At 64.2% G+C, this 26,679-nt stretch carries 27 protein-coding genes; 12 read left to right on the top strand and 15 right to left on the bottom strand.

Annotation, left to right across the window (positions count from 1 at the left end; all coding sequences use genetic code 11):
- Positions 1 to 19 precede the first annotated feature (19 nt).
- Together C7440_RS04515 and C7440_RS04510 are read left to right on the top strand one after the other, a co-directional pair.
- Positions 20 to 1,003: an ABC transporter substrate-binding protein gene (locus tag C7440_RS04515; RefSeq protein WP_116517597.1), complete on the top strand. Its 984-nt coding sequence runs from the start codon at positions 20 to 22 to the stop codon at positions 1,001 to 1,003.
- A 44-nt stretch (positions 1,004 to 1,047) separates the two neighbouring features.
- Complete coding sequence (locus tag C7440_RS04510) at positions 1,048 to 2,094, top strand: aromatic ring-hydroxylating oxygenase subunit alpha (RefSeq protein ID WP_116517596.1); 1,047 nt, start codon at positions 1,048 to 1,050, stop codon at positions 2,092 to 2,094.
- A gap of 23 nt (positions 2,095 to 2,117) precedes the next feature.
- Here C7440_RS04510 and C7440_RS04505 read toward each other — a convergent pair whose 3' ends face one another.
- From C7440_RS04505 to C7440_RS04495, 3 genes are all read right to left on the bottom strand, one after another.
- Entirely contained in the window at positions 2,118 to 3,470 is a 1,353-nt protein-coding gene (locus tag C7440_RS04505) for a DEAD/DEAH box helicase (protein ID WP_116517595.1), read from the bottom strand.
- Between the two features lie 149 nt (positions 3,471 to 3,619).
- Positions 3,620 to 3,949, bottom strand: a complete 330-nt coding sequence (locus C7440_RS04500; protein ID WP_116517594.1) for an AzlD domain-containing protein — start codon at positions 3,947 to 3,949, stop codon at positions 3,620 to 3,622.
- Positions 3,946 to 4,683 carry an AzlC family ABC transporter permease gene (locus C7440_RS04495; protein WP_116517593.1) on the bottom strand — a complete coding sequence of 246 codons (738 nt, stop codon included), beginning with the start codon at positions 4,681 to 4,683 and terminating at the stop codon, positions 3,946 to 3,948. The genes C7440_RS04500 and C7440_RS04495 overlap by 4 nt, the downstream gene beginning before the upstream one ends.
- A gap of 124 nt (positions 4,684 to 4,807) precedes the next feature.
- Here C7440_RS04495 and C7440_RS04490 point away from each other — a divergent pair, with 124 nt between their 5' ends.
- The 3 genes from C7440_RS04490 to C7440_RS04480 all read left to right on the top strand — a co-directional run bounded on the left by C7440_RS04490 (position 4,808) and on the right by C7440_RS04480 (position 7,111).
- Positions 4,808 to 5,728: a branched-chain amino acid transaminase gene (locus tag C7440_RS04490; protein WP_116517592.1), complete on the top strand. Its 921-nt coding sequence runs from the start codon at positions 4,808 to 4,810 to the stop codon at positions 5,726 to 5,728.
- A 61-nt stretch (positions 5,729 to 5,789) separates the two neighbouring features.
- Positions 5,790 to 5,987, top strand: coding sequence for a zinc-finger domain-containing protein (locus tag C7440_RS04485; RefSeq protein ID WP_017525818.1), 198 nt, complete (start codon positions 5,790 to 5,792; stop codon positions 5,985 to 5,987).
- Positions 5,988 to 6,019: 32 nt separating this feature from the next.
- Entirely contained in the window at positions 6,020 to 7,111 is a 1,092-nt protein-coding gene (locus tag C7440_RS04480; RefSeq protein ID WP_017525819.1) for a YheT family hydrolase, read from the top strand.
- Positions 7,112 to 7,174: 63 nt separating this feature from the next.
- Here the strand turns inward: C7440_RS04480 and C7440_RS04475 are convergent, their stop codons facing one another.
- The 4 genes from C7440_RS04475 to C7440_RS04460 all read right to left on the bottom strand — a co-directional run bounded on the left by C7440_RS04475 (position 7,175) and on the right by C7440_RS04460 (position 10,898).
- Positions 7,175 to 8,680: a M48 family metalloprotease gene (locus C7440_RS04475; RefSeq protein ID WP_116517591.1), complete on the bottom strand. Its 1,506-nt coding sequence runs from the start codon at positions 8,678 to 8,680 to the stop codon at positions 7,175 to 7,177.
- The gene (locus tag C7440_RS04470; RefSeq protein ID WP_116517590.1) at positions 8,677 to 9,540 is read right to left on the bottom strand and encodes a cytochrome c oxidase assembly protein; all 864 of its coding nucleotides are present in this window, start codon (positions 9,538 to 9,540) and stop codon (positions 8,677 to 8,679) included. Before C7440_RS04470 ends, C7440_RS04475 begins: the two co-directional genes overlap by 4 nt.
- A 93-nt stretch (positions 9,541 to 9,633) precedes the next feature.
- A complete protein-coding gene (locus tag C7440_RS04465; RefSeq protein WP_017525822.1) occupies positions 9,634 to 9,969 on the bottom strand; it encodes a hypothetical protein in 336 nt (111 codons plus the stop codon).
- Positions 9,970 to 10,433: 464 nt separating this feature from the next.
- Complete coding sequence (locus tag C7440_RS04460) at positions 10,434 to 10,898, bottom strand: NINE protein (RefSeq protein WP_116517589.1); 465 nt, start codon at positions 10,896 to 10,898, stop codon at positions 10,434 to 10,436.
- Positions 10,899 to 10,978: 80 nt separating this feature from the next.
- Between C7440_RS04460 and C7440_RS04455 the strand changes: the two genes are divergently transcribed.
- From C7440_RS04455 to ruvB, 7 genes are all read left to right on the top strand, one after another.
- A complete protein-coding gene (locus tag C7440_RS04455; RefSeq protein WP_116517588.1) occupies positions 10,979 to 12,148 on the top strand; it encodes an FAD-dependent monooxygenase in 1,170 nt (389 codons plus the stop codon).
- Between the two features lie 35 nt (positions 12,149 to 12,183).
- The gene (gene dusB / locus C7440_RS04450) at positions 12,184 to 13,200 is read left to right on the top strand and encodes a tRNA dihydrouridine synthase DusB (RefSeq protein WP_116517587.1); all 1,017 of its coding nucleotides are present in this window, start codon (positions 12,184 to 12,186) and stop codon (positions 13,198 to 13,200) included.
- A 30-nt stretch (positions 13,201 to 13,230) separates the two neighbouring features.
- Entirely contained in the window at positions 13,231 to 13,470 is a 240-nt protein-coding gene (locus C7440_RS04445) for a helix-turn-helix domain-containing protein (protein WP_017525826.1), read from the top strand.
- Between the two features lie 28 nt (positions 13,471 to 13,498).
- Complete coding sequence (purH, locus tag C7440_RS04440; protein WP_116517586.1) at positions 13,499 to 15,091, top strand: bifunctional phosphoribosylaminoimidazolecarboxamide formyltransferase/IMP cyclohydrolase; 1,593 nt, start codon at positions 13,499 to 13,501, stop codon at positions 15,089 to 15,091.
- Positions 15,091 to 15,636 (top strand): crossover junction endodeoxyribonuclease RuvC, encoded by a 546-nt coding sequence (ruvC, locus tag C7440_RS04435; RefSeq protein ID WP_116517585.1) that lies wholly within the window; start codon positions 15,091 to 15,093, stop codon positions 15,634 to 15,636. Before purH ends, ruvC begins: the two co-directional genes overlap by 1 nt.
- 52 nt (positions 15,637 to 15,688) lie before the next feature.
- The gene (gene ruvA / locus C7440_RS04430) at positions 15,689 to 16,261 is read left to right on the top strand and encodes a Holliday junction branch migration protein RuvA (protein WP_116517584.1); all 573 of its coding nucleotides are present in this window, start codon (positions 15,689 to 15,691) and stop codon (positions 16,259 to 16,261) included.
- 73 nt (positions 16,262 to 16,334) lie between these two features.
- Complete coding sequence (ruvB, locus tag C7440_RS04425) at positions 16,335 to 17,402, top strand: Holliday junction branch migration DNA helicase RuvB (protein WP_116517583.1); 1,068 nt, start codon at positions 16,335 to 16,337, stop codon at positions 17,400 to 17,402.
- A 53-nt stretch (positions 17,403 to 17,455) separates the two neighbouring features.
- Here ruvB and C7440_RS04420 read toward each other — a convergent pair whose 3' ends face one another.
- The 8 genes from C7440_RS04420 to C7440_RS04385 all read right to left on the bottom strand — a co-directional run bounded on the left by C7440_RS04420 (position 17,456) and on the right by C7440_RS04385 (position 26,647).
- The gene (locus C7440_RS04420; RefSeq protein WP_116517582.1) at positions 17,456 to 18,631 is read right to left on the bottom strand and encodes an ABC transporter substrate-binding protein; all 1,176 of its coding nucleotides are present in this window, start codon (positions 18,629 to 18,631) and stop codon (positions 17,456 to 17,458) included.
- 108 nt (positions 18,632 to 18,739) lie between these two features.
- Entirely contained in the window at positions 18,740 to 19,036 is a 297-nt protein-coding gene (locus C7440_RS04415) for an aldehyde dehydrogenase family protein (protein WP_116517581.1), read from the bottom strand.
- A 10-nt stretch (positions 19,037 to 19,046) separates the two neighbouring features.
- Positions 19,047 to 20,030 (bottom strand): substrate-binding domain-containing protein, encoded by a 984-nt coding sequence (locus C7440_RS04410; protein ID WP_116517580.1) that lies wholly within the window; start codon positions 20,028 to 20,030, stop codon positions 19,047 to 19,049.
- 7 nt (positions 20,031 to 20,037) lie between these two features.
- Positions 20,038 to 20,808, bottom strand: coding sequence for an SDR family NAD(P)-dependent oxidoreductase (locus tag C7440_RS04405; protein ID WP_165832445.1), 771 nt, complete (start codon positions 20,806 to 20,808; stop codon positions 20,038 to 20,040).
- A gap of 2 nt (positions 20,809 to 20,810) precedes the next feature.
- Entirely contained in the window at positions 20,811 to 22,412 is a 1,602-nt protein-coding gene (locus tag C7440_RS04400; protein WP_165832444.1) for a phytoene desaturase family protein, read from the bottom strand.
- A gap of 107 nt (positions 22,413 to 22,519) precedes the next feature.
- Entirely contained in the window at positions 22,520 to 23,446 is a 927-nt protein-coding gene (locus C7440_RS04395; protein WP_165832443.1) for a LysR family transcriptional regulator, read from the bottom strand.
- Between the two features lie 97 nt (positions 23,447 to 23,543).
- Positions 23,544 to 25,385 carry a DNA helicase RecQ gene (gene recQ / locus C7440_RS04390; RefSeq protein WP_116517576.1) on the bottom strand — a complete coding sequence of 614 codons (1,842 nt, stop codon included), beginning with the start codon at positions 25,383 to 25,385 and terminating at the stop codon, positions 23,544 to 23,546.
- Positions 25,386 to 25,501: 116 nt separating this feature from the next.
- On the bottom strand, positions 25,502 to 26,647 hold the full coding sequence (locus tag C7440_RS04385; protein WP_133244256.1) for a fimbria/pilus outer membrane usher protein: 1,146 nt from the start codon (positions 26,645 to 26,647) through the stop codon (positions 25,502 to 25,504).
- Positions 26,648 to 26,679 lie beyond the last annotated feature (32 nt).

Genomic DNA, 26,679 nt, shown 5'->3' with positions numbered 1-26,679 from the left:
ACAAACAAGGAGACATCTCATGAACCGAACCCAAGGCATGGCGCTGGCGATAGCAGGCCTGTCACTAAGCGTGCTGGCAGCCGCATCCAATGCACAAGACCTGCGCAGCGTCACCTATCTTCTGCCGGCTCCGCCCGCTTTGCCGGCCTTCGCGCCCTGGATGGTCGCGCAGCAGCGCGGCTACTATGCGCAAGAAGGCCTGGACGTGAACTTCATCACCGCCAAGGGCGGGGCCGACGTGGCAAAGCAGGTGGGCGCGGGCAACGCCCCCTTGGGCGGCGGGGTAGGCGACACCCCCATCATCGTGCGCGCCAACGGTATCCCGATCAAGGCGGTGGCCGTGCTGGGGGGCTCGTCGTTCATGCACCTGGCCATCGATAAAGAGGCGGGCATAAATTCGGTGGAACAACTGAAAGGCAAGACAGTAGGCGCGATGTCCTATTCGGACACGACCTACTTTGCCCTGCTGGGCATGCTCAAGGCGAACGGCCTGAACAAAGACGACGTCGACATACAGGCATCGGGACCGGCGGTGTGGAAGCTGTTCGCCGACAGAAAAATCCCCGCCCTCGCCTCTATTCCAGAATGGAGCGTCAACGCCGAACTGGCCGGCGTCAAAGTGGACATCATTCCCGCCGACAAATATTTCAAGAGCATGGCGCAGGCCATTCTGGCGTCCGACGAAATCATCCAGAAAGATCCCGAGCTGGTTCGCGGCTTCGTGCGGGCCACGGTCAAGGGCCTGACGGACATCATCAACGACCCTGCCTCGGCGGCAAAAGACTACATCAAGGCCGTGCCTGCCTACCAGGGCAAAGAAGACTACGTCGGGCGCGTGTTCAAGCTGTACAACGAACTGGTGTACGCGGGGCAGAAGCACCCCGGTGAAATCGACCCCGACCGCCTGGGCGCCCTGCAAGACTTCTATGTCAAGGAAGGCATCGTCGGCAAGGCGATTCCGCTCGACGAGCTGTACACCAACGCATTCATTCCCAGGCAATGAGCCGCGGCTTCCACCCGCAAACCATCACGACAAGGCACGAACTCATGAACAACGACATCTCCCGCCGATCGGCCGAGCTGGTCGAAACGGGGCTGAGGAACTTCTGGTACCCCGTGGTACCCAGCTATATGCTGGGCGCCACGCCCATCGGCATTACCCGGCTTTCAGAAGAAATCGTGCTTTGGCGCGCCCGGGACGGCAAAGTGCATGCCATCGAAGACCGATGTCCGCATCGCGGCGCGCGGCTTTCGCTCGGCTGGAACCTGAACGATCGCGTGGCGTGCTGGTACCACGGCGTAGAAGTCGACGGCCACGGCGTGGTCGCCGATGTGCCCGCGGTGAACTCCTGCGCCCTCAAAGGAAGAGCCTGCCTCAAGTCTTTCCCCGCGGTCGAGGCGAATGGCGCCATCTTCCTGTGGTTCGGCGATGGCGACGGAACGCCCGCGGTTCCGCTCGACCTTCCCGAAGAAATGATCAGCGACGAATACTCCGGCTTCCTGTGCATGCAGAACTGGAAGTGCAATCACCGCTATGCCATCGACAACGTCATGGACCTGATGCACGGCCGCTACCTGCATGCCTCGTCGCATTCCATGGCCGAAGGCGACAAACGCGCCGAAATGGAAATCAGGCTGACGGAAACCGGGCTGATGTTCGAGAAGAAGAATCAACGCGGCGTAAACTTCGACTGGGTAGAGTTCGGCATGACCTCGGCCATCTGGCTGCGCCTGGCCGTGCCCTATCAAAAAAAGCATGGCGGCGGCGAGTTCATTATCGTGGGCTTCGTAACACCCGTGGACGAGCATCACTGCCAGGTCTACTTCTGGCGAATCAAAAAGGCCTCGGGCCTTGACCGCGACATATGGCGGTTCCTGTATCGCAATCGCCTTGAAGGACTGCATTGGGACGTCCTGGAGCAAGACCGGCTTGTGCTCGAAACCATGACAGCCGATGCGCGCTCAAAAGAGAACCTTTACCAGCACGATGTCGGACTGGTCCGCGTCAGGCGCATCATGGAACGAATCGCGTCCGAGCAGGCCGGCAGGTCAGCCGCCCCACCCAAAACGCAGCCCGCCGTAACCTTGCAGTAAACGCAGTTTAGAGAAGGGCGCGGTCAGCGGCCGCCGCCCAGCAGCACGCCGACCGACCTCTTGCCCGTTGCCGAAGAGGCAGCCTTGCCCGAGGGCTCGCCGCCCTTCTGGCTGGCGCTTGCCGAGGGCACATAGGGGCGATAGAAGAAATCGTCGACCGGCTTGCGCGAAGACGGCATGGAACCGCGCGTACGGTCGCTGAAGCGCGAGCGCGGCGGCAGGCTCAGGCTGCCGCGTGGAATCTTGGCCTTGATGAGCTTTTCGATGTCGAGCAGGAAACGCTCTTCGTCGGGCGCAAACAGGGCAATGGCCTCGCCCTTGGCGCCGGCCCGGCCCGTGCGCCCGATGCGGTGCACGTAATCTTCGGCGTTGTACGGAAGATCGTAATTGATGACGCACGGCACCCCGGCCACGTCCAGGCCGCGTGCCGCCACGTCGGTGGCGACCAATACCTCGAGTTCGCCCGCCTTGAAGGCCTCGAGCGCCTTCATGCGGTCGAGCTGGCTTTTGTCGCCATGGATCGACTCTGCCTTGACGCCGTCGCGCTCGAGCTGGCGCGCAAGCCGGCTGGTGCCGATTTTGGTGTTCGAGAACACGATGACCTGGTTCAGGCCGCGCGACTTGACCAGATGCACGACTGCCGCGCGCTTGTCGTCGCCCGACAGCGGATAGGCGATCTGGCTGACGGTATCGGCCGTGGCATTGCGCGCCGCCACTTCGATCTCGACCGGCGTGTTCAGGCTGGCGCGCGCCAGCTTGCGGATTTCACTGCTGAAGGTAGCCGAAAAAAGCAGCGTCTGCCGCTTGGCCGGAAGCAGGCGCACGATGCGCTCGAGGTCGGGCAAAAAGCCCATGTCGAGCATGCGGTCGGCCTCGTCCAGCACCAGTATGCCTACTTGTCCCAGGTTGACGTTGCGCTGCTCGACGTGATCGAGCAGACGGCCCGGCGTGGCGATAAGCACTTCGCAGCCGCGCCGCAGGGCGTCGCGCTGCGGACCGATGTCGACGCCGCCGAAGACCACAGCGGAGCGCAGGGGCGTTCCCTGGCGATACTTGGCGACGTTGTCGGCGACCTGGTCGGCCAGTTCGCGGGTGGGCGTAAGAATAAGGGCCCGCACAGGGTGGCGGGCCGGCGAGGCGCTGGTGTTGGCAGACGCCATCAGGCGGTGCAGTATGGGCAGCGTGAAGGCCGCGGTTTTGCCGGTGCCCGTCTGGGCGGCGCCCATGACGTCACGCCCGTCTATGACAACGGGAATGGCCTGGCTCTGGATCGGAGTCGGGGTGGTGTACCCGGTTGCCGCAACTGCCTGCAAGATGCTTGGATGCAGGCCAAAGTCGGAGAATGTGGGTGTATCGGTAGAAGTGGTATCTGTCATTGAAATGGTAAATGCCGGTCCGGGCGAATGCCCAGTCCGGCTTTGGTAACCCGGCTATTTTAGCGCAGCGCCCGCCCCGGCGCGCCCAAACTTGCCGTCAGTCGCCATAAGTGTCGTGAAATGTCAACGGTTTACGCCGGCATGGGCCGCTAAAGCAGCCAGGCTATGGCCCAATAGGCGCACATTCCGCCCACCATCAGGCCTATGGTGCTGCGCGTGCGCCAGTAGATCAGCACGGCCACTGCGGCGGCCAGCATCTTTACGTCGAAAATGGCCGAGGCGCCGGCCTCCCAGGGCAGCAGGTCAGGCACGATGATGGCTGTCAGGGCGGCCACCGGCGCATAGCGCAGGGCGCGCCGCACCGGATCCGTCAGGGGCAGGTGGTCGCCAAACAGAAAATACCCGGCCCGCGTCAGCAAGCTGCAGAGGGTCAGCAAGGCGATGGCCCCCAACACATAGCTGTCTGCTTCGCCGCTCATGGCGCCCTCCTTGACTTGTGCATTTCGGCCAGCACGCCCGCGGCCACCCCTGCGACAATGGCCACGGCCAGTCCCAGCCGCAGCGGCAGGGGCTGGCCCAGCCATGCGACGACGGCCGTTACCAGCACGGAGACTGCCATGGGCATGGCCTTGACCAGCGGAATCGCCACCCCCATCAGCGCCAGGGTGGCCGCGAACTCGAGCGACCACTCGGGCGGCACGAAGGCCCCGGTGTAGATGCCCAGCAAAGAGAAAAACTGCCACGCGAACCAGCCCGGCACGATCACGCCCAGGTAGTACCACAGCTGGCCCCGCGTGCCCTTGCGCCGCGCATCGCCATAGCGTGTCATGAAGAAGACGAACACCAGGTCGCTGGACCAATAGCCCAGGCCCAGCCTCTTGAGCCAGGAGTACTTGCGGAAATAGGGCTGCAGGGCCGCGCCGAAGATGATGAAGCGGATGTTCACCACGAAGCCGGCGGCGAAGATCAGCCACAACGGGGCGCCCGCCATCATGAGCGGCAAGGCGGTAAGCTGGGCCGAGCCCGCATAGACCAGGACGGACATCAAGACGGCCATGCCCTCGGACAGGCCGTAGCTGACCATGGCAAAGCCTGTTACGAAGGCCCAGATGCATAACGCGACTATGGCGGAAGCCGCATGGCCCAAGCCGGCCGCAAAACTGCGGCGCGCTCGCGCATCCGGCCACGATATGCTGCTTCTGGAATGCGCCACCGGAAAACCTTTTATTCAGAAAACCCAATGCCCCGCCTGCAACCATGCGCGGGCCAATCGGCGATCATATACGAAAACGGGGCCGCCGCTTGGTACAATGACGCCTCTTTTAATGGAGAGCATTATGTCGATGTCCGATCGTGACGGCTTCATCTGGTATGACGGGAAAATTGTGCCATGGCGCGATGCCACCACGCACGTCCTGACTCATTCTCTGCATTATGGCCTGGCCGTCTTCGAAGGCGAGCGCGCCTACAACACCGACATCGGCACCGCCGTGTTTCGCCTGCGCGAGCACACCGAACGGCTGTTCAACTCGGCCCACATCTACCAGATGCAGGTTCCGTACGATCGCGAAACCATCATGGAAGCCACGCTTGAAGTCGTGCGCCGCAACCAGCTCGAATCCTGCTACATACGTCCCCTGCTTTTCTACGGCTCCGAGAAAATGGGCGTGTCGCCCAAGGGCGCCACGGTCCACGTGGCCATCGCCGCCTGGCCCTGGGGCGCCTATCTGGGCGAAGAAGCATTGGCACAAGGCATCCGCGTCAAGATCTCTTCGTACGCGCGCCAGCACGTCAATGTCACCATGCCGCGCGCGAAAGTGGCCAGCACCTATGCCAACTCCATTCTGGCCAACACCGAAGCCATCGAACACGGCTACGACGAGGCCATCCTGCTCGACACCGACGGCTTCGTGGCCGAAGGCTCGGGCGAGAACATCTTCATCGTCAAGAACGGCGTGCTCTACGAACCCGAGATCGCTTCGGCGCTTACCGGCATCACGCGCGACTCGGTGCATGCCATCGCCGCCGACCTGGGCCTGCAGGTGCATACCCGCCGCCTCACCCGCGACGACCTCTACATCGCAGACGAAGCCTTCTTTACCGGCACCGCGGCCGAGGTCACGCCCATACGCGAAATCGACAACCGCCGCATCGGCCAGGGCAGCCGCGGCCCCGTCACCGAGAAGCTGCAAAAAGCCTTTTTCGACGTCGTCAATGGCCGCAATCCCAAATACCTGCACTGGCTGGCCAAAGTCTGAGGCCTTCGCCCGCCATGTCCAGCACCACCCCTAGCCTTTGCATCCCCCTCCAGGAAACGCCATGAGCGCAGAACCGACCGCCTCCACGCAACCCGTACTCGTCAAGGCCGAAGACCTGCCGGTCTACTGCCCCGGCCCCAAGGCCCCGCTGTGGTCCATGCATCCCCGCGTCTACATCGAGCTGGCCAAGTCGGGCACGGCGTCCTGCCCCTACTGCGGCGCCACTTACCAGCTTCAAGACGAACAACACTCGCATTAAGGCCTGTTAACACTAAAAGGCCCCAGCACCCTGTGACCGCACGGATCGACTCCTCTCCCTGCCCGCAACCCTTCTGGCTGCCCGGCGGCCACCTGCAGACCATCCATGGCGCGCTGGCGGCGCGCTATCACCGCATCGCCTTCGTGCGCGACCGCGTCGATACGCCCGACGGCGATTTCGTCGACTTCGACTGGGTGGGCCCGGGGCTGTTTCCCAATAAATCGGCCGACAACCAGCGGGTCAAGGCCGATCCGCGGCTGGCCGCCACCGCGGCACGCCGCTGGATGCAGGAAGACGACTGGTCCTCGCTGCCCTCCACGCCCGGCACCCCCGCGCTGGTGCTGTTCCACGGCCTCGAAGGCAGCAGCACCAGCCACTACGCCCAGGCAATTTCGCAGCACTTTCGCGCAAGGGGCTGGGTCGTGGTCATCGCTCACCTGCGCGGCTGCTCGGGCTTCGCCAACCGCATGGCACGCGCCTATTATTCGGGCGACTCCGACGACGTGCAGTTCATGTTCGATACCGTCCTTGCCCGCCTGCCCCATGCCAGCTGGCATGCCGTGGGTGTCTCGCTGGGCGGCAACGCCATGCTCAAGTGCCTGGGCGAACGTCCCGAAACCGCCGAGCGCCTCGCAGCGGCCGCGGCCGTGTCGGTGCCGCTCGACCTGGTCGCCTGCGGCGCCGCGCTGTCCGACAGCTTCGCGGGGCGACGGCTGTATGGCCGGTATTTCTTGCGCACCATGAAGCGCAAGGTACTCGACAAGGCCAAGAAGTTTCCGGGCAACATCGACGTGCTGCGCTTTGCACAATCGCGCACGCTGCGCGAGTTCGACGACATGTACACGGCGCCCATGCACGGTTTCAAGAATGCCCTCGACTACTGGACCCGCGCTTCAAGCAAGCCGTGGCTGAGCCGGCTTACCCTGCCCACCCTGGTGCTGAATGCCCGCAACGACCCTTTCGTTCCGGCGCCTTCGCTGCCCGATTCGCACGAATGCTCGGACACGGTGCTGCTGCACCAGCCCGCCGAGGGAGGGCATATGGGTTTTGTCACCGGAACATTTCCGGGGCACCTTAACTGGCTGCCCCAACGCATCGCCAGGTATTTCGAAACCCGGCTTTAAGGCGATTTCGGGGCGCCGGCCTCGGGCCTCGCGGCCCCCGGCCTGCCGCGCAAAGACGCCGGCTTATTTCCTGAAGCGCTCGAGCAGGGCGCGGTCAGAGCGTACTTTTTCCCGAAGCCTGCGTATTTCGACGTCCATCTGCGACTGTACGTAGAAATCGCTGGACATGGCCCGGGCCTGCTGCAGCTGTTCTACCGCCGTGGGCAGGGCGCCCACTTTCTCGTAATAGACCGCCATCGAACGCCGGGCCTCGACGCCGTTGCCCAGGCGCTCGTAGCTTTGGGCGCGCAACTGGTACAGGCCGGCCTCATCGGGCCATTGCCGGATGCGCTCGTCCAGGAACTGGACCGCGCGCTGATCCTGGCCGGATTTTTGCAAGGCGTCGACCAAGGCCAACGCCACGCCCAGGCTTTGGGGCCAGCGCGACCAGGCGGCTTCGGCCTGCGCAAGGGCCTCGTCATGCCGCTTTTGCTTAATGGCCAGGGCAATGGACAAGCCCGCGATCTCGGGCGAATTCATGCCGCCCTCTCTGGCCTTGTCGAGCGCCTGCCGGGTGGCGACGAGATCACCCTGGCGCCAGGCGGAATAGGCCAGGCCATACCAGGCGGCCGACCGGGGCACCCCCTGGAAGGCCTCGGTTTCGCGCCGCAAGGCGGCCTCGGCGCTGCGCTGGCCGGTGCTGCGCTCTTGCAGGGTTCGCAGCTTGGCCCGCACATACCAGTAGGTATCGCTGTCGTGATGCTGGGCGGCGGGCGCTTCGCGGATGCGATTCTGTATGTCGGACATGCGCTGGATGGAAAGCGGGTGGGTGCTGGCGTATGTACCGCCCCCGGTGCCCTCGTTCAGGCGAGAGGCATTGGTAAGCTGGCCGAACATCTGCGCCATGCCGTTGGGGTCGTAGCCGCCCTTGCGCAGCATGTCGAGGCCGATACGGTCGGCCTCTTGCTCGGCCTGGCGCGAAAAGCCCAGTTGCTGGTCGACGGCCGCCGCCTGGCCGAACGCGGCCACGCCCATGGCCAGGTCGCCGCTGCCGGCCAAGGCTGCCAGCAGCGCCGCCGCCACCGAAGCCATCATCAGATGGCTGGACTGCGCCTGCTGAGTCATGCCGCGCGCCACGTGGCGCTGCAGCACGTGGCCGATTTCGTGCGCCACCACCGAAGCCAGCTGCGACTCGTTCTCGGACGACACCACCAGGCCGCTGTGTATGCCCACGTAGCCGCCCGGCAATGCAAAGGCGTTGATCTGAGGGTCACGTATCGCGAACACGTGTATGGGCTGACTGGGGTTGGACGAGCCCGCGACGAGCTGCTTGCCCAGGCGGGACAGATACTGGCTGACATCGGGATCGTGGATGTAGGTGGGATCGCGGCGGCCCTGCTCCATAATGGCATCGCCCAGCGTCTGCTCGAGCATGGGCGAAAGCTCGGCTGCCGAGGCCGAGCCCATGCTGGGCAGGCCGGACGGCTGGGCCTGCGCCCCGGCGCCAATGGCGGCGGCGACCAGCACCGCGCCCAGGCGCCATGCGGCGCGCGGCCTGAAGCGCGAGGCCGGGCGAGCCCCCGCCATCATGCCCCGAGCGCGGCCGGCCGCTGCCGGCCCCCCGCATCGCGCTTGCGCTTGTCGGGCAGGCGGTGCTTGCCCGACAAGCGCATGAGTGTCGCCAGGGCGAACAGCAGGCCGAACACCTCGATGAAGCCGGCCAGCACCCACATCGTAAGGCCGCCTATGGCCTGGTCCGTAACCGCGGACATGCCCGGAATGGCGCGTCCGCACAGGTCGAAGACGGGGTACAGGTCGTATTCGGTGAAGGTAATGACCGCGCCGACGACCATCTGCGGCACCATGGTGATGACGGGAGACAGGATACGCATGCCCGGCGACATGATGGCCGGCGGGCTGGGCCGGCGATCAAGAATGAGGTTCCAGTACATGAAGCCGCTGATCACCACCGACCAGTTCATGAACCGGTACAGGCGCCAGTCGAGCATGGAATAGAACTGCACGATGGGTATCAGCCACACCACCACCAGGAACACGAATACGAAAGGCACCCAGTACTTGTTGGTAAGAACGGCCTTGACGGCGCGGCCGGCCGGCGTGCGCCGGAAATCGCGCAGCCAGAAGCGCGCGCGCATGGGCAGCCCCGCCCGCATTACCTGCCCGGCGTAGGCCCCCATGATAAGCAGGGGCCCAAGGTGGTGCAGGATCAGGTGCTGCAGGCGGTGCGCGAAGAAAAGACGCTCGGCGTAGTAGTCGACGCGGGTATGCAGCGACAGGTACAGCAGGACGAAGCCGCACCAGAAAAGAAGCTGGCGCGCGGCGCCTACCCGGTGGACCCGGGTGCCGCGTATGAACAGCGCGCCAGAGGCAATGAAAGCAATAATGAGGGCTGGGGAGAATTCCCAGGGCACAAGCCAGCCGAGATCCATGGACGATCCAGATTCAAACCAGTGGGCGGGCCTGCGCGAGACGCCGGTTGGCACGACCGGCCGGCAAGCCCCTGCCCTTCAGGGCAACAGGCCCTAGTTTAAAGCAATATGCCGATGGTCACCCCATTGCAGGCCCCGCACCGAGGGATTGGAACGCAGATGCCGGGCGCGGTCCATCAGCACGGTGCGCAGTTCGGGAGGGCAATTGACCGTGACACAGGCCGTGGCGATGTCGGGGTGGCTGCCGTGGTCGATCTGCATGCCCGCCACTGTAAGGCCGGCCGCCCCGAAGTCGGCATAGATTTGCTTGCGCAAACGGCCAAGGTCGGCCCGGGGACACATGATGGTAAGGCGCGAAAGCGATTTCGGCGCGGGTACGGACGCCTGACGCACACCGGCGCGACGCAGGAAGAGGTTGAAAAGCCGCATGGAGACCTCCCGTTGAAACAGGGCCGCCGCGCCTGAAGCGCAGCAGCACGAACAGGCCGCGCCGCTTGGCAAGCCTGTTATTCGAAATATGTGGGAGACCGGCAGAAGAACCCTGCCAAATGTATGCCGCCCACGCCCATTGGTATCGTTGAACTGAACACCAGGACGTGGACAAAAGCCAGAACGGGGTTTACCCAGCCCGCTTAAGCCTTGATTCGGGTTTTGAAATCCGAAGATCGGCTTGATCCGCGCCCGGTTTCAGTCAGTGGCCTGGTCGATGCAAGATCGACAATTGCCATCGCCTGAATCGGAATTCACCGCTTCTAGCTCCATAAAATGCAAGAGACTTATATTCTAGCTTTTTCCACCCATGTATAACAAGTCCGCAAGGGTGTGCATGCCTCCATCAAAGAGGCGGCGTGTGTCTGCCGCAACAATGCCAGCGGCTTGCCCCTGCGCCACTTTTACAAGACGTATCCGTCCAGCCACCCCAGAGCCTTGTATACGTGCATGACGATCAGGGCGATGCCGAACAGCATGACCGAACTGCCCAGAAGCGTGGTGAAGATGGCGATCAATACCGGACCCCAGCCTGTGCGGGTGGTCTTGCCCGAACCGGCGTTGTAGCGGGCATCGAACCATGCGTCGGGCTTGAGCGAGAAGACCAGCGCCTCGATGAAGCCCGCCGTGACAGGCACGATCAGCAACAGAAAGGGCGGGTTGTCCCACCACACCGGATAGAACTGCGCCAGCACGATCAAGACGCAGGAAGCGAGCGTGACCATCCAGGCCCGGGGACGCCCGAGGTACCACCAGTGGGCGCCAAAGACCCCCAGCATCGCGGCCAGCAGCGCTACAATGACCTTGCTGCGATGCCAGGCCGGTTCCGTACGGCCGGCCGCCGCAGAGCGATTCTGCTCCATGTCCATATTCCTACTCTATCCCGTCAAAGGCCCGCGGCCCGAAAACGTACAATGGCCTGCATTGTAGTAAACCCAGGCCCGGCATCATGGAAACGCCCGAATTCGATATTGTCATCTCCGGCGCGGGCCCTGTGGGGTCCGCCCTGGCGCTGCTGCTGGCGCGAGCCGCCCCCGACCCGCGGCGCATCGCCCTACTGGGACGCGGCCTTTCCTCCGGCGCTCTCTCCGACCCGCATGCCGCCGACGTCGATCCGCGCATGCTGGCCATGAACCACGGCAGCCGCGCCCTGCTCGAGCCCTTGGGGGCCTGGCCGGCCCGGTCGGCCAGCATCACCACCGTCCACGTCTCGCAGCGCGGCCGGCTGGGCCGCACCTTGATCACCCACGAAGAACTGGGCGTACCCAGGCTGGGCAGCGTCGTTGCCTACCCCGACCTGCAGCAATCCCTGCTCGAAGCGCTTCGCCAAAGCGGCGTATCGATGTTCGAGGCCGCAACGCAAGACGATAAGCTGGGCGCCCGCCCCACGCAGTGGCTGGCCGCCGACGGCCACGCCCTGGCCGGTCGGCTGCGCGTGCGCTCAGACGGCTCGCCTCCGGGCGGCCTGCGGCGCAGCTATGACCAGCATGCAGTGTTGGCCACCATCCATGCGCAGCGGCCCAAGCCTGGCTGGGCCTACGAGCGCTTCACCAACCAGGGTCCACTGGCCATGCTGCCGCACCCGGCGGGCCAGGGCCGCTACTCGCTGGTGTGGTGCAACGCGCCCGAGCGCGCGCAACAGCTTGGGCAAATGGACGAAACCCGCTTTGCGCAAGCATTGCAACAAGCGTTCGGCGACCGCCTGGGCGAGCTTGGCCTGGCCGGCTCCCGCCATGTGTTTCCGCTGGCGCTCAATGCCGGGCCCTTGCTGATCGACGCCCGCACGCTGGCAATAGGCAATGCCGCCCAGACCCTGCACCCGGTGGCCGGCCAGGGCCTGAACCTGGGCCTGCGCGACGCGGCCCAACTGGTGCAGTCGCTGGGTGGCTGGCTGCACCGGCCCGCCCAAGACCCCGCGGCCTTGCTGCAGGCATTTGCCCGAAAGCGCCGGCCCGATCGCTGGGTCACCTCGGCCGTCACCGATTTTCTGCCCCGCGTTTTCGCCACCCGCATCCCCCTGGTCGAACATGCCTGCGGTCTCAGCCTGATGGCCATGGACGCCAGCCGCGTGTTGCGCACCCCCCTGGCCCGGCATCTGCTCGAAGGCCTGCGCACCTAGCCGAGCCACGCAAACCGGTAGGGTAAAATCGCTTCATGCGCATCGGCCCATGGCAACTTCCCAATCCCGTGTTCGTCGCCCCCATGGCGGGGGTGACCGATCGTCCCTACCGCCAGCTTTGCAAGCGATTGGGAGCGGGTTATGCCGTATCCGAAATGGCGGCCAGCAATCCTCGGCTATGGAACAGCGTCAAGTCGTCCAGGCGCCTGGACCATCAGGGCGAGACCGAGCCCGTCGCCGTGCAGATCGCCGGCTCCGACCCCGACATGATGGCCGAGGCGGCCCTGTTCAATATCGGCAAGGGCGCGCGCATCATCGACATCAACATGGGCTGCCCCGTGAAAAAAGTGTGCAATGTGGCGTCGGGCTCGGCTCTGCTGCGCGACGAGGCCCTGGTGGCGCGCATACTTGAAAGCGTGGTGCGGGCCTGCAAGCCCCATGGCGTGCCTGTTACCCTGAAGACCCGCACCGGCTGGGACGCCGCCTCGCGCAATGCGCTGCGCATCGCGCTGCTGGCGCAAGACCTTGGCATTGCCGCACTGACCCTGCATGGGCGCACACGCGCCGACATGTACCAGGGCCAGGCCGAATACGACACCATCAGGCGGGTAAAGCAGGCGCTGGAGATACCCGTGGTGGCCAACGGCGATATCGACACTCCCGAAAAAGCCCGATACGTATTACAGTATACGGGGGCCGACGCGGTAATGGTCGGCCGGGCCGCACAGGGCCGCCCCTGGATCTTCCGCGAAATCGCACATTTTCTGGCAACGGGAACCCATCTTCCCCCGCCCGTCTTCGGCGAATTGCGTGCATGCCTGCTCGAGCACCTCGAAGACCACTATCGATTTTACGGCGAGTTCACCGGCGTACGTTCGGCCCGCAAGCATATCGGCTGGTACCTCGCCGATATGCCGGGCGTCCAAAGTCTGATAACCTGCATCAACCAGGCGGAACATACCGCCGACCAGGTCCGCGCGCTCGAACAATGGTTTGACCAGTACCCACCCAACGAGCCGATTTGCACCACGCCGGCGGCCCTGGCCGCCTGAGCCAAATACAAAAAACCTTCACTATCCACTATGAGCATCATCAACCCCATAGAGCAATGCGTGCGCGACAGCCTCGAGCGCTATTTCTCCGACCTGGGCGATTCCGAACCCCATGACATGCTGGCCATGGTCATGCGCTGCGTCGAACGCCCCGTGCTGCAGGTAGCCCTCGAAAAAGCCCACGGCAACCAGTCGCGCGCGGCCGAAATGCTGGGCATCACCCGAAGCACCCTGCGCAAGAAGCTCCAGGCCCACGATCTCCAACCCTGAATCCCTTTTCTCATTCTTCAGCTTTTTCATGAACATCCAGACCGCCCTGCTTTCGGTTTCAGATAAAACCGGTATCGTCGAATTCGCCCAGGCGCTCGCCCAACGCGGCGTGCGCCTGCTCTCCACCGGAGGCACGGCCAAGCTGCTGCTGCAGTCGGGGCTGGCTGTTACCGAGGTGGCCGAGCACACCGGCTCTCCCGAAATCCTCGACGGGCGCGTCAAGACCCTGCATCCCAAGATCCACGGCGGCCTGCTGGGCCGGCGCGACAGCGCCGAGCACTTGAAGACCATGGAAGAACACGACATTGACCGCATCGACCTGCTGGTGGTCAATCTGTACCCCTTCCGCGAAACCATCGCCAAGCCTGATTGCAGCTTTGCCGATGCGGTCGAGAACATCGACATCGGCGGGCCCGCCATGCTGCGTGCGGCCGCAAAAAACCACGGCACGGCCGAAGGCGGCGTAACGGTGGTCATCGACCCCGCCGATTACCAGCGGGTGCTGGCCGACATCGACGACCCGGGCGTGCCCTCTTACGGCCTGCGCCTTGAACTGGCCGCCAAGGTCTATGCCCACACGGCCGCCTACGACGGAGCCATCGCCGCCTACCTCAGCAGCCTGGCCGAGGCCGAGCCTACGCAGCAGGCCGCGCCGGCGCGCAACGAATGGCCGGGCACGCTTACCCTGCAACTGCGGCAAGAGCAGGCGCTGCGCTACGGAGAAAACCCGCACCAGTCCGCCGCCTTCTATGTCGACCAGCCCGTGCAGGCCGGCCTGCTGGGCAGCATGCGCCAGCTGCAGGGCAAAGAGCTTTCCTACAACAACATCGCCGACGCCGACGCCGCCTGGGAGTGCGTGCGCACGCTGCAGGAATGCGGCTGCGTCATCGTCAAGCATGCCAACCCCTGCGGCGTGGCAGTGGCCGAAACGCCCGAGCAAGCCTATCAAAAGGCGTATAAAACCGACCCCACCTCGGCCTTCGGCGGCATCATCGCCTTCAACCGCGCGGTCGACGTCGCCACGGCCCAGGCCATTACCTCGCAACAGTTCGTCGAGGTGCTGCTGGCGCCGGCCTACGACGCCGAGGCGCTCGAAGTCTTTGCCGCCAAGAAGAACGTGCGCGTGCTGCAGATTCCGACGGGCCAGGGCGGCAACGCCTTCGACGTCAAACGCGTGGGCGGCGGCTGGCTGGTGCAAACGCCCGACGATCACCAGCTCACGCCGGCCGGCCTGAAGGTCGTTACCGCCAAGGCGCCCACCGAGCAGCAGATGCAAGACCTGATGTTCGCCTGGCATGTGGCCAAGTACGTCAAGTCCAACGCCATCGTGTTCACGTCGCAAGGCATGACGGTGGGCGTCGGCGCGGGCCAGATGAGCCGCATCGACTCCGCCCGCATCGCCTCCATCAAGGCCGCCAACGCCGGCCTCAGCCTGGCCGGATCCGCCGTGGCTTCAGACGCCTTCTTCCCCTTCCGCGACGGCCTGGACGTTGTGGCCGAGGCCGGGGCCACCTGCGTCATCCAGCCGGGCGGCAGCGTGCGCGACGACGAGGTCATCGCCGCCGCGAACGAGCGCGGCATAGCCATGGTGCTGACCGGCGTTCGGCACTTCCGCCACTGATGCGCATCCTGGGCATCGACCCCGGCCTGCGGCGCACGGGCTTCGGCGTCATCGATGCCCAAGGGTCGCACCTGCAATACGTTACCAGCGGCACCATCGTCGTCCCCGCCGATGAGCCGCTGGCCCAGCGCCTGAAGGTCATACTGGACAATGTCCGCGAGATCGTGCGCGAAACCTCGCCCACCGTTTCCGCGCTCGAGAAAGTGTTCGTCAACACCAATCCCACGTCTACCCTGCTGCTGGGCCAGGCCCGCGGCGCCGCCATGTGCGCGCTGGCCGACCATGGGCTGCTGGTGCACGAATACACGGCGCTTCAGATCAAGAAATCAGTGGTCGGCAACGGCCATGCGGCCAAAGAGCAGGTGCAGGCCATGGTCCAGCACCTTCTGCAGCTTAACGGCCTGCCCGCCGCCGATTCGGCCGACGCGCTGGCCTGCGCCATCTGCCACGCGCATATCGGCCCCATGGCCGACAGGCTGACGCAAGCCGCGGGGCTGCCCTCCAGGCGCGGCCTCAGGCTGCGCGCCGGTCGCCTCACCGGCTGATTTCACACTTTCGAGTACCCGCCGGGATGCCCGGCCTTGCAAGGATGTATCGATGATAGGACGCATCACCGGCACATTGCTGGAAAAGACCCCCCCCACTGTCTGTGTGGACGTCGGCGGCGTGGGCTACGAAATCGACGTGCCCATGAGCACGCTGTACGACCTGCCCGAGAACGGCGCGCGGGTGTCGCTGTACACCCACCTGGCCGTGCGCGAGGACGCCCACGTGCTGTTCGGCTTCCTTACCGCGCAAGAGCGCTCCGCCTTCCGCTCGCTGATCAAGGTAACGGGCATCGGCGCGCGCACGGCGCTGGCGGTGTTGTCGGGCATGTCGGTGCAGGACCTGGCCAGCGCCATTACCCGGCAAGAGACCGGCCTGCTCACCCGCGTGCCGGGCATTGGCAAGAAGACCGCCGAGCGCCTGCTGCTGGAACTGCGCGGCAAGATGGGCGCCGATCTGGACGTGGATACCGCCCGGCCCTCATCCGGCCACGACGACATCCTGAACGCCCTGCTTTCGCTGGGCTATTCCAGCAGCGAATCGCAAAAGGCACTCAAGGCGCTGCCCGAGGGTGTCGAGGTGGCCGAAGGTATACGGCAGGCATTGAAGTCCCTGTCACGTTGACGATCGCCGGCGGGCCACCGCACTGGTGTACGATTGCCTTTGATCCCGCACTTCTTCTGTTACGTACCAAGCCATGGCCATTCATTCCGATTCGCTATCCAGCGCGGCTCCTTCCGAACGTATCGTCGCGCCACGTAGCGCCTCGCCCAACGAAGAGTCGATAGAGCGCGCACTGCGTCCGCGCCTGCTGGACGAATACGTGGGCCAGCAGCGGGTGCGCGAGCAGCTCGAGATATTCATCGCCGCATCCAAGAAGCGTAATGAATCGCTGGACCACGTGCTGCTGTTCGGCCCGCCCGGCCTGGGCAAGACCACGCTGGCGCACATCGTCGCCCACGAAATGGGCGTGCAGCTGCGCCAGACCTCGGGGCCGGTGCTCGAGCGGCCTGGCGACCTGGCCGCCTTGCTGACCAATCTCGAACGCAACGACGTTCTGTTCATCGACGAGATCCACCGTCTTTCACCGGTGGTGGAAGAGATCCTCTACCCGGCGCTCGAAGATTTCCAGATCGACATCCTGATCGGCGAAGGCCCGGCGGCCCGCAGCGTGAAGATCGACCTTCAGCCCTTCACGCTGGTGGGCGCCACCACCCGCGCCGGCATGCTGACCAATCCCCTGCGCGACCGCTTCGGCATTGTGTCTCGGCTGGAGTTCTACACCTCGGACGATCTGGCCCGCATCGTGTCGCGCAGCGCGCACCTGCTCAACGTCGCCATTACCCCCGACGGCGCCATGGAGATCGCGCGCCGTTCGCGAGGCACGCCCCGCATCGCCAACCGGCTGCTGCGCCGGGTGCGCGACTACGCAGAAGTAAAGTCGGACGGGCGCATCGACACGGCGACCGCCGGCGCGGCGCTTGCCATGCTGGAAGTCGACCCGCAAGGCCTGGATGTGATGGACCGCAAGCTGCTCGAGGCCATCGTGCACAAGTTCGACGGAGGCCCCGTGGGCGTGGACAGCCTGGCCGCCGCCATCGGAGAAGAACGCGACACGATCGAGGATGTGATCGAGCCCTATCTGATCCAGCACGGCTATCTGCAGCGCACACCGCGGGGACGCATGGCGACGCAGACCACGTGGCGGCACCTGGGTCTGAACGCCCCAGCCACGGGCTCCGGCACGCCCGACTTATTCGACTGAACCACAAAGGTTCGGTCTCGGGCAAGCCGCGGCCCGCGGCACGGCTAAGCGGGTCAATCCATTTTGCACTCGGTGTGGTAGGGATCGGTAAGATCTTCGGCTATCTTCCGCACCGGCGCATAGTCCAGCTTGCCGGCGGCATTGCGCTGGACCTTGACCAGATACCAGTCCTGGATCGGATACTGGTTGGTGTTGAACTTGAACTTGCCCCGCACGCTTTCGAAGTCGGCCTTGCGCAAGGCCTCGCGGAAGGCGTCGGCCTGCCCCTTGATGTCACCGTTCACGGCCTTGAGCGCGGATGCGATCAGGCGCGCCGTGTCATACGAGGTTGCTGCGTATACCGTCGGGCGCCGGCCGTACTCTTCCTCAAACGCCTTGACGAAGGCGCGGCTGGCGTCGTTGTCCTGCTCGGCGGTCCACTGGGTGCTAAGGTAGAATCCTTCGCCGGCATCGCCGGTAGCCGCCAGCATGCGGTCGTCCATGGAGTACAGGGTCGTTACCATCTCGATGCTCTTGTTCAGCCCCGAGTTGGCGAACTGCTTGGCGAAATTGATGCCCGCACCGCCCGGCATGAACTCGAAGATCGCGTCCGGCTGCAAAGACCTGATGCGCGCCAGCTCCACCGAAAAGTCCGACTGATCGAGCTTGGTGTAGATCTCGGCCAGAATCTCGCCCTTGTAAGAGCGCTTGAAAGCCGTCAAGGCATCGCGGCCCGCCTGATAGCCCGGGGCCAGGATCACCACCTTTTTGACCCCCATGTCGTTGGCGGCCAGAGCGGCGGCGTCGCCGAAGGCATCGTTCTGCATTGCGACCGAGAAGAAATTGCGATGGCAGGCCTTGCCCGCGAAATTGGACGGCCCGGCGTTCAGGCTGACGTAGAAGGCGTCTTCTTTCAGAACCGAGGGCACCACGGCGATCAGCACATTGGAAAAATTGACCCCGGTAAACAGGCGCACGCCATCCTGCAGCATTTTCTCGGCCGATTGCTTGCCCGTTGCCGGCTTCAGGCCGTCGTCCTCTATTAGCATGCGCACCGGCACGCCCCCCAGCTTGCCGCCCTCCTGCTTGACTGCAAGGCCGAATCCGTCGCGCTCGTCTTCGCCGATATAGCCGGCGGGCGTGGACAAGGTGGTGATGAAGCCGATGTCGACTGGCTGTTGTTGCGCGTGCGCCAGCGCCGCGGCGGCCGCCAAGGTCATCCCGACGCCCAGTTTCTTCAGGTGTTGCATATAAGTCTCCTATGTTTTATACGGCATGCATGGCGGCCTGGCTCCCGATATGGGACTGTCACCGCATGATGCCGGCTTCACCAACGTCTTACATACAACGCCCTGTAATCAAGCCAGGTTGATGTTCACATTCTTCAGGCGGGTATGTTCCAACAACTCCTCCAGTGACTCTTCCTTGATCATAGCTAGCTCGAGCGCGTTTTCACGCAGGATGCGGGCCGCTTCGCGCAGCGTCCGCCCACGCTCGAAGGGCGGCACGTTTTTCCAAACCGAAAAACCTGCGTGGGCCGCCTCGCCCTGCTCTCCCTCGTGCCATCCGCCGCCGTAATAGAGCTGGCGGCGGCTCGGCAACGTATCGTCCAGCGACATGGCGGCGTAACGTTCACGCAAATCGGCCTTGGTCATGGCTTTACTCCTAGATCTTGAATTGCTGCATCGACCCTGGATGAAAGACTTCTTCCAGAGCAAGCCTGCGTGGCGATAAACCCTGTTCATGGTGATAGGACAACATGGCCTCCAGCGTCCTGGCGTTCTTCTCCACGCCGTACGGCCACGGCTCTTCGCCCATTACCGAACGCGTGAACTCGGCCTCCTGGTTCAGCCAGGGCAGGCTGGTTGCCAGGGCGGTCGTATCATCCAGGCTGGGCAGCGCCGCCGCACGCGCCTGGAGGAATGCTTTCATGGTGCTGGCCGCAAGCCAGGGATGCTTCCGGACCAGGGATTTTCGAATGCCTACCACGTGCATGATGGGGAAAATACCCGTTCGCTTGAAGTAGTCGGCCTCGACCACCCGAGAATCGGGGAACAGCCGGCCCACATGCTCGCTCCCGTCCCGGAAGCAGGACGGCATGCGCGGCGCCAGGATCGCATCGATCTCGCCCAGAGCCAGCTGGCGCGACAGGGGCATGTCGCCCGCCGACACGATCTCCACGCCCGGCGGAGGGTCCATATGCACTTTTTCCCGCCGCCCCACGTCCTCGACCCCACCCGCCACCCAGCTTATCTCGGAAGGCAGGACGCCATACTCGTGCTGCAGGATCCCCCTTCCCCACACCGCCGCCGTGACCTGGTATTCGGGCACCCCCACGCGCTTTCCGCGCAGGCCTCCGGGGCAGCTAACGCGATCCGTGCGCACATAGAAGCCCGAATGGCGAAACGCGCGCGACACGAATGCCGGGATAGCGATATATTCGCATTCACCGCGCGCGGTCTGGATCAGATAGGTGGAGAATGACAGTTCCGCCACGTCGAATTCATGCTGGGTGAAGACCCGGAAGAAGGTTTCCTCGGGGGTAAGCGACACGGCGGTGACCTGGCATCCCTCGATTCCCACCCGCCCATCCAGCAGTGCGCCGGTCCGATCATAGCGGCCGCATGCCAGAGACAAATCGATCGTCATCGTTCCCTCATGAATGGGTCGCGCCGCCGTCCACCGTAATGGACTGGCCGGTAATGAAGGCGGATGAGTCGGAGGCAAGGAACAGCATCACGCCCACCAGATCCTGCGGCACCTGCCCGCGCGGTATGCACTGCATGGCCACGATCCGCGACTTGGCCTCGGGCGTGACGGTTTCGCGTTGGATGCCGGTATCTACCGAACCCGGCAATACCGCATTGACCGTCACGCCGTAAGGCCCCAGCTCGCGCGCCATGGAACGGCTCATGCCGACCAGGCCCGATTTGGAGGCGATGTAATGCAGGTAGTTGGGGCGGCCGAGCGTCACCGCGCCCGACGCCACATTGATGACTCTTCCGCCGCCCTTCTCGCGCATGACCGGCGTAAAGTGCTTGGCGCACAGGAACGGGCCGGTCAGGTTGACCTTGAGGACTCTTTCCCAGACATCCAGCTCGATCTCATCGAAGGGCTGCATGGTGAGGGTCGAGAACAGCGCGGCATTATTGACCAGCACATCGACCCCGCCGTGGCTGTCCCGAAGACTTCGGGACAGCGCCCGGATCTGCCCTTCGTCGGTCACATCAAGGGCGGCTGCATTCACGCGCAAGCCCTGCTCGCGCAAACTGTCCGCCAGGGTGCTCACCGCGGCTTCCTGTATGTCGGCGGCCACGACACGCGCGCCGGCCTGGGCGAACGCCTCTACCAGGGTGCTGCCTATGCCCTGGCCGCCGCCGGTGATCAGCACCGCCTTGTCCCGCAGGCTCATCGGTCCATGATCCATGCTCAGCCTCCCAGCGACGCCAGACGCGACCGCAGATCGTCGGTTCTCCACCATTTCTTGATTCCCAGTTCGTCCGCGACCAGGCCGGCGACGATATAGCCCGCCCCTCCGGAGATCGCGCCGCCCGGATGGGTGGCCGAGCCCGCCATGTAAAGGCCCTGGATGGGAGTCCTGTAGCCGAAATGCCGGTCCATGACCTGGTCTCCCGACAAAGCCCCCATGAAGATGTCGCCATCACGCATATTGGGCAGTTCCTGCACGTACTCGTGAGAGGTATAAATGTACTGACCAAGGATATTGTCGCGCGTCATGTTGGGACAGTACTCGGCCCACCGGTCGACGATCTTCTCGGCGAACTCGCGCTTGAAGTCCTCGAAATTCTGGCCGCCCAGGTCAGGATGGTGCGGCATGACGTGCCAGGCGTAGGTAACGTGCTTGCCCTTGGGGGCCAGCGCGGGGTCCAGCACGCTGAGCGGCCCAGCGCCGAACTGGATGATTTCGGGCACCTTGTTGAGCTTCACGTCCTCATGCGCGGCGTTCAGCTCTTCCATGGTGTCCGCACCAATGCTCCATTTCTGGGTCAGCCGGATGTTGGGATCGAAGCTTTCCGCCGCAAAGCGCGGCATGTCCTTCAATGCCAGATGCAGGCCGAACAGCGTCCAAGTCGTGTACTTGAAGTCCTCCACCTTCCGCCGCATGGCTTCGGGCAACTGGTCACGGCCGATGAAGTTCTCGAAAGTCTGGTGAACATCCACCGTCGACGCGACGAAGCTCGACGCCTTGGCCTTGCGTCCGTCGGCGCACTCGATGCCCGTGGCGCGTCCGTTCTCGACCACGATGCGCTCTATCTCGCACTGGTTCCAATAGGTGCCGCCGGCTTCGATGTATCGCTCCATGAGTCCGCGGGCCAGGTTGAAGCTGCCTCCCTTGCACAATTGATAGCCCGTCTTCAGGTCGAAGGCGCGGATCACGGATCCCATGGGCGAAGTCTTGTTCAAGGTGTCCGTCAGCCAGGTGCCGAACAGCGAGACCTTGAACAGGAACAGCAGGCGCACATGTTCATTCTCGAACAGCTCTTCGACCACCTCCAGCGGCTGGCGGCCGCATACATCAAGGAACTCGCGACCCAGCGCATGCTGTCCGAGCAGCGCCTCGCGTTCGGCGGCGGGCAAGGGCTCGGCATAGCGCTCGGGAAGGAATACTTCCGTCGTGATTCTTTCCGCCTTGGCATTCCATTCGCGGAACGTGGCGGCGTCTTTCTTGGAAAAGCGAGCGATGTTGGCTACCGTTTCCTCGAGGTCGCGCCCGAACACCAGGGCGGAGCCGTCCCGGTGCGCCTGGCCCAGCTCGTACCGAGGAGTGATGTAGGGTACTTTTTCGCTCAGTTGCAGATCGCGATACCAGGGCGTGTGCTCTATATGGAAATGATTGATCGAATGAAGGTTATGGTAGAACCCCGGCAGGGTGGCCTCCACCGTGTTCAATCCGCCGCCATAGGTCAGGCGCCGCTCGGTCAACAGGGTCTTCAGCCCGGCCTTTGCCATATAGGTCGCGAGTATGAGGCCGTGATGTCCGGCCCCGATCACGATTGCATCGTAAGTCATGCAGTCTCCCCTTATGAATGATGGTCTGCTTCTGTCCATCATAGGAATGGGGTTTGGGGGGAGCAATGCCCTTTTACCTTTAAAAGGTATAGCGTTTGCCTATAGCTTCATGGGGGCAAGACCCAGTTGGTGGCACCCATTTCGATTCTACTGGCGACGATCCGCCTGATGATACGCGCCACTTCGAGCTCCGCCTTGGTAAGGGTGCGCCGCGACGAGTAGATCAGGCACATCTGGCGGGCGAGTTCGGGATCGGAGATGGGCCTGGCGACCATGCGCCGCGCCTCCACCGCCCCGGCCACGGCGGAATACGGCAGGATGGACACGCCCAGCCCCGCTTCCACTAAGCTGCTGATGACACTGACCGACTCCACCACATGCTGCCAGACAGGCTTGAGGCCGATGCGCAGGCCGCAACTCACCAGTCGATCTGAAAGTTCGTGGTTGACGGGCGGTAGCAGTAAAGGTAGGTGCAAAAAGCTTTCGGCCCCGATGGCTCCCTCTCCTGCCAAAGGATGGCCGGGCGCCGTGCATAGGTAAAAACGCTCTGTTGCCAGTGTCTCGCCCCGCACCCCCTCTGTGAAGGCCGGGCTGAACGACAGCGCAAGATCGAGCTCTTCGCGCCGAACCAGGTCCATGAGCTTGCTGCTCAGCGCTTCCACGATCACGAACCGGATCCGCGGATACGCTTTCGCGGCTTCCCCCAATATGGGTGCCGCCAGGGGGTAGGCCGCCGAAACCGTCAGTCCCAGCCGCACGGTGCCGAACACTTCTTCGGCCATTGATCGGGTGGAACGGGCGAGATCCTCGGCTTCGGCCATGAGCGCACGGGCCCTCTGAAGGAAGCGGGCACCCGCCGAAGTGGGGCGCACGCCTCGGGCATTGCGCTCGAGCAGCTTGACGCCCAAATCGGCCTCCAGCGATTTTATCTGCGCACTCAGGGAGGGCTGGGCGATTAGCAGACGCTGGGCAGCCGCGCTAAAGCTTCCCGAGTCCGCAATGGCAATGAAGTATCTGATTTGACGCAGTTCCATCGAGCCCATCCGATTGAATGACAGCGCCATGCGTGAAACCAGCGCGGCGAACTCCATCAGCTTAGCAAAAATAGGGCATGCGCCAGAGGGCCGGGCCCTAGGTCATCCGCACGCAGCGCAGCAATTCCTCGCCGTACGCCTCGCGTTTGCGTACCCCCACGCCGCTTATCTGCCCGAGTTCGTCCAGGCTTTGGGGACAGTTCAGGGCCACCTCGCGCAAGGTCGAGTCGTGAAAAATCACATAGGCCGGCACCCCGTGGCTGCGCGCCACTTCCGCCCGCCAGGTGCGCAGCGCCTCGAAGCGCTCTTGTGCCTCGGGCGGCAGCACGACTTCCGCAGCGCCGCTGCGCGACGCACCCGACTTGGAGCCGGAACGGGAAGAACGCGATTTCTTCTCGGGCTCGCGGCGGAACATCAGCGTCGCCTCGCCCTTCAGGACCGCCCTGCTGCCGTCCGTAAGCGCAAGAGTGCCATAGCCTTCGTGGTCGACCGCCAGCAGGCTTTGCGCCAGCAATTGCCGCAACACGCCGCGCCAGGCCTGCTCTGACAGATCAGCCCCCACGCCAAAGACCGACAGGCTCTGGTGATCGTATTGCTGGACGCGGTCGGTCTGCTTGCCGCGCAGGATATCGATCAGGTGGCCGGCGCCGAATCGCTGGCCGCGTTCGCGCCACAGGCGGTATACCGCGGAAAGAATCTTCTGTGCCGCCACCGTGCCGTCCCAGGCTTCGGGGGGCTCGAGGCAGGTGTCGCAGTTGCCGCAAGGCTGTATCGACTGGTCGAAGTAGGCCAGCAGGCGCTGGCGGCGGCACGACACGGTTTCGCACAGGCCCAGCATGGCGTCCAGCTGCGCGCTCAGGCGGCGCCGGAAAGCGTCTTCGCCCGGGGACTCGTCGATCATGCGGCGCTGCTGCACAACGTCTTGCAGGCCGTAGGCCAGCCACGCGGTTGCCGGCTGGCCGTCGCGACCGGCGCGGCCTGTTTCCTGGTAGTAGCCCTCGACCGACTTCGGCAGGTCGATGTGGGCCACGAAGCGCACGTCGGGCTTGTCGATGCCCATGCCGAAGGCGATGGTGGCAACCATGACCAGGCCCTCTTCGCGCAGGAAACGCGACTGGTTCTGGGCTCGCACCGCGGCGCTGAGGCCCGCGTGGTAAGGCAGGGCCTCGATGCCGTTCTTGCACAGGAACTCGGCGGTTTCCTCGACCCGCGCGCGCGACAGGCCATAGACGATGCCGCAATCACCCATGTGCTCGGCCTGGATGAAGGCCAGCAACTGGCGCCGCACCTCGTTTTTTTCAACGATGCGATACCGTATGTTGGGCCTGTCGAAGCTGGAAACGAAGTGGCGGGCGTCGGTCAGGCGCAGGCGTTGCGCGATTTCCCGGCGGGTTTCAGTGGTGGCCGTGGCGGTAAGGGCGATGCGCGGCACGTCGGGCCAGCGCTCGGCCAGGATGGAAAGCTGCAGATACTCGGGCCGGAAGTCGTGCCCCCATTGCGAAACGCAATGGGCCTCGTCGATGGCGAACAGGCCTACACGGCCCCGCGACAACAGCTCCAGGCAACGATCGGTCAGCAGGCGCTCGGGCGCCACATACAGCAGGTCGAGGTCGCCCGCCATAAAGGCCTGCTCGACGTCGCGCGCCTCGCGCCAGTCTTGCGTAGAGTTGAGGAAGGCCGCCTTGACACCCAGTTCGAGCAAAGCGTCCACCTGATTCTGCATCAGGGCAATGAGGGGCGAAATGACAACCCCCACCCCGCCTCGCATCAGGGCGGGAATCTGGTAGCACAGCGATTTTCCGCCCCCGGTGGGCATCAGGACCAGGGCGTCGCCACCCTGATGGACGTGTTCGATGATGTCCTGCTGGTCTCCACGGAACGAGTCATAGCCAAAAACCTGCTGGAGAACGTCGAGGGAGCCGGAAGGAAAGGAAGACATGCGGTGACAAGCGGCGCTGCAAGGCCAAAGAAAGACGACACCGGCTGCGCAAGACGGGCTTGCACGCCGGACGGACAAGGCATTTTAGCCCCTTGCGCTGGCAGCGCCCCGCGCCGCTACTGGATGGGCAGCGAAAACTCGAGGCCCAGGCCGTAGTTGCCGCTGATCTGCTCGCGCTGGGCACTGAGCGATACACGCAAATTGGGGCTGTACCAAAACTGCTGGCTGACCATGAACTGCTGCTTGAGAGGCGCCGCCTGGGAATCCACCTGCTCGTAACTGCCTCGAACCGTGCCCCAACGCCCCAGGGCGATGCTGGTGGAGACCACGTTGCGCGTCTGGCCGGAATCGACCGCGAAGCCGTTGTAGTTGCCAAGGTCGGAAAAGCCGCCGCTGCGCTGCTCGGTAAGCCAAGAAAGCTTGATGTCCTCGATCAGGCTTACGTCGTATCCTACCCGATACCGCCACCCCTCGTGCAGGTCGCGGGTCGCTTTTGCCACACCCACCCTCCACGCGCCCCACGAAGTCGAATACAGGCCGCCCAGGCCGGCGGTAACCATGTCCGGCGCCCATTGCACCTGAGTTTCCAGGGTAAGGTCGGGGCTGACGCCGTAACGCACCACGGCATCGCTGGCGCCCGCGCCATAAGCAAGGGCACCCGAACTTGCCGCCGCGTCGGTGTAATTGAGCGCGCCCAGCACCAGGCCGTACTGCCAGCGGTCTTCGGCCACGACGCCGTCGGAAAGAGAGCGCGTCAGGGCAACCCCGCCCAGGCGCGCGCCGCCGCCCCATACGAAACTGCGCGGCGAATAGCTTCCCAGAGTCAGGTCGGTGCCGTCGCTGCCCGTATAGCGCCAGTTCTCGGCCCCAAGCTTCCAGGCGTCGGGCGAAGTCAGCGAGGACACCGTCAAGGGCGCGTGGGCGGCGTGCGAGCCGGCGATGCCGTAGCCGGCATAGGGCTTGAGACCGCGTTGGTAAGTCCAGTCAGCCCCGAATTCGCCGGGCTCGTCGGGGCCCGGGGCAAACAGCGATGCGCGCAGGCCCTCGCCCGCATCGACGCCCTGCTCGACGTCGGGCGGCAGCAAGGGCAGCGGCTGGGGCGCACCGACCGTCTCGATCTCGACAGGGAAAAGGCGCACCGGCGCCAGGTCGCGCAGATCGGCCGCCGGCGCGGCCCCCAATCCCGGGCCGCAGGCCAGCAGCACAAAGCATGCACCACGTACGAACCATCCACCACTCGACATCACGACAAGCCGTTTCATTCCTTTTTTGGCGCTGAAGGGCCCAGCGCCCC

It is taken from the genome of Pusillimonas noertemannii (genome assembly GCF_003096595.1).
GTDB lineage: Bacteria > Pseudomonadota > Gammaproteobacteria > Burkholderiales > Burkholderiaceae_B > Pusillimonas > Pusillimonas noertemannii.
The sequence above is the reverse complement of the archived record's forward strand: the minus strand, read 5'-3'. Positions and strand labels throughout refer to the sequence as shown.